The 2,935-nt window shown below is 62.5% G+C and carries 4 protein-coding genes; 2 read left to right on the top strand and 2 right to left on the bottom strand.

All coding sequences use genetic code 11. From position 1 onward, the window contains the following. On the top strand, positions 1-785 hold a 785-nt coding region (locus tag WBF82_RS15575), incomplete at its 5' end, for an NAD(P)-dependent oxidoreductase (RefSeq protein ID WP_424383888.1). Beyond that, on the top strand, positions 785-1,210 hold the full coding sequence (locus WBF82_RS15570) for a carboxymuconolactone decarboxylase family protein (protein WP_424383887.1): 426 nt from the start codon (positions 785-787) through the stop codon (positions 1,208-1,210). The genes WBF82_RS15575 and WBF82_RS15570, both read left to right, overlap by 1 nt. Position 1,211: 1 nt before the next feature. On the opposite strand, the gene WBF82_RS15565 is transcribed toward WBF82_RS15570, so the two are convergent. Both WBF82_RS15565 and WBF82_RS15560 read right to left on the bottom strand, forming a co-directional pair. Further along, complete coding sequence (locus WBF82_RS15565; RefSeq protein ID WP_424383886.1) at positions 1,212-1,817, bottom strand: TetR/AcrR family transcriptional regulator; 606 nt, start codon at positions 1,815-1,817, stop codon at positions 1,212-1,214. A 17-nt stretch (positions 1,818-1,834) separates the two neighbouring features. Then, positions 1,835-2,935, bottom strand: a 1,101-nt coding sequence (locus WBF82_RS15560; protein WP_424383885.1) for a cytochrome P450, incomplete at its 5' end; no start/stop codon positions are given.

Raw genomic sequence — 2,935 nt, 5'->3', positions numbered from 1 at the left:
ACTGGCCCGGCGGAGTAACTGTTTACGACATCAGGACCGAGGCGATGACCCCGCTGGCCGAAGCGGGCGCGACGCTGGCGGACAGCTTGGCCGACGTTGCGGCCGCTGACATCATCAGCGTCACGGTTCTCGACGACGCGCAAGTGCGGGGGGTCGTCGGCGAGTTGGCCGCTAACGCGAAGCCCGGTACCGTCATCGCGATCCACTCGACGATCAGTGACACGACCGCCGTCGAATTGGCCGAGCAGCTCAAACCGCAAGATATTCACATTGTCGACGCGCCGGTCAGTGGTGGCGGGGCTGCCGCCGAGAAGGGCGAGCTCGCCACCATGGTGGGCGCCGAGCGCGAGGTTTACGAAAAGATCAAGCCGGCGTTCAAGCAATGGGCCGCGATGGTCATCCACGCGGGGCCGCCGGGCGCGGGCACTCGAATGAAGTTGGCCCGCAACATGTTGACGTTTACCTCCTACGCCGCGGCATGCGAAGCTATGAAACTGGCTGAGGCGGCCGGGCTGGATCTGCAGGCGCTCGGCCGGGTGGTGCGCCACACCGATGCGCTCACCAGCGGCGCGGGAGCCATCATGGTTCGCGACGACATGAAAGATATTGAGCCAGACAGCTTTCTGTACCAGCCTTTCCTGCACGCCCGCGGGTTGGGGGAGAAAGATTTGAGCCTGGCGCTGGCATTGGGCGAGACGGTATCGGTTGATCTACCGCTCGCCCGGCTCGCCTATGAGCGGTTGGCCGCCGGTCTTGGGATACCGCACACGAAGGAAGAGACGTAATGGACGAACTGCGCCGCAAAGGCCTCGAGAAGATGAACGAGGTCTACGGCTGGGAGATGCCCAACATCGAGGGTGACCCGTATTTCGATCTGACTGTCGATCACTTGTTCGGCAGTATTTGGACGCGGCCGGGATTGTCGATGCGCGACAAGCGGATCATGACGTTGACGGCGGTGACCGCGATCGGGAATCGCGACCTCGCCGAGATTCAAATCAACGCCGCACTGCTCAACGGCGAACTCACCGAGACTGAACTCAAGGAAATGGCAGTCTTTCTCACCCACTATCTCGGCTTTCCGCTGGGTTCGGCGCTCAACGGCGCGGTCGACGCCGTCGTGGCAAAGCGCAAGAAGGGCGCCGGCGAGGACAAGAAGGCGAACGTGGACGCCGCGGTGAAGATGCACTCGGGTAAGACTTCGGACTAGCTCAGCTGCGCGCAGCCGGATACACCGCCGCGCCGACCCAGCGACGCAAGTAATCGCGGAGGGCCTTACCACGACGGGGCGGGCGTCCGGGATCGATGACGAACGACTGGATGATCCGCAGCAAGTGCTCACCTAGCTCGGCCAAATCATTGTCGGTCAAACCCGCTGCGGCCCAGTCGACATCGAATCGTCGCAGCATTGCGTTTGCGAATTGCAGGGCCACCTCCGAGGTGACCTCCGCGGTGAAACTGTTGGAGCGATCGCGAGCAAGTAGTAGACCGATGTGCTTGTCGGTGGGCAACCACTCCAGTGCAGTGGCGATTCCTTCGGCGATTGCATCCACCGGATCGGTGATCCCCGAAAGGTGCGCCGCCAACCGGTCGAGGAAGCCGGCCGCCGCACGGGTGGCCGCTGCCTGCAGCAGGGCGTCGGTGCTGGGGAAATACCGGTAGACGGTCTGACGTGTGACACCCAGCGCGCGCGCCACATCGGCGATGCTGAAGTCGGCGCCGCGATTATCGATGGCGTCGCTCGCCGCCGCCAAGATACGGGCGACGGCCTCGTCGTCGGTGGCCGGAGTTGCACCCGCCCACCCGTGGGTGCGCACGCCGAAATCCTAGGTGGCTATCCGTGGTAGGCGACTTGCAGGTCCTTGATGCCATTGAGCCATCCCGACCGCAGCCGGCGGGGCTGCGCCACTGCGGAGATCTTCGGCAGCTGGTCGGCGATTTCGTTGAATATCAGCTTGATCTCCATGCGCGCCAGGTTGGCGCCAATGCAGTAATGCGCACCGTTTCCGCCGAAGGCAAGGTGCGGATTGGGATCGCGCAAAATATTGAATTCGAAGGGTCGGTCGAAGGCGTCTTCGTCGAAGTTGGCCGAGCTATAGAACAGGCCGGCCCGCTGGCCTTTTCGTATCGTCGCACCGCCAACCTCTACGTCCTTGCGGGCGGTCCGCTGGAAACAGTGCACGGGCGTCGCCCAGCGGACGATCTCGTCGACCGCTGTCTCCGGCCGCTCACGTTTGTACAGCTCCCACTGATCGGGATACTCGGAGAAGGCATTAATGCCGTGCGTCATGGCATTACGGGTGGTTTCGTTCCCCGCTACCGCCAGCAGGATGACGAAAAAGGCGAATTCGGTTTCACCCAGCGATTCGCCGTCGATGTCCGCCTGGACCAGCTTGGTGACGATGTCGTTGGCTGGACAACGACGACGGTCTTCGGCCATGGTGTAGGCGTAACCCATCAGCTCGGCATTGGCGACGATGGGATCGCTGTCGAACTCTGGGTCGTCGTTGTTCATGACGGCGTTGGTCCACGCGAACAGCTGCTCGCGATCGGCCTCGGGAACCCCGAGGAGGTCGGCGATCGCCAGCAGCGGCAACTTCATTGCGATGTCGTCGACAAAGTTGCCGGTGTTCTTTTCGGCTGCGGCCTGAACAATGTCATGCGCGGCCGACGCGAGCTTGTCCTCAAGCGAGGCTACCGATCGCGGCGTGAAGAGCCGGGAAACCAACTTGCGCAGCCGGGTGTGCTCGGGCGGATCGTGATTGATCAACAACGCCTTCGTAAGTTCTAGCTGGTCGGCCGTCATGTCGTTGGGGAACCGCATCACGACGCCCTTCTCGTTGGTCGACCACAGCTCGTTGTCCCGGGAGATCTCCTTGATGTCCTGGTGTCGGCTAATGACCCAATACCCACCGTCGTCAAAGAGATTGGTACC

Origin of the sequence: Mycobacterium sp. (genome assembly GCF_049673265.1) — a bacterium.
GTDB lineage: Bacteria > Actinomycetota > Actinomycetes > Mycobacteriales > Mycobacteriaceae > Mycobacterium.
Note: the sequence above shows the minus strand (reverse complement) of the source record. Positions and strands in the feature narration are given on the sequence as shown.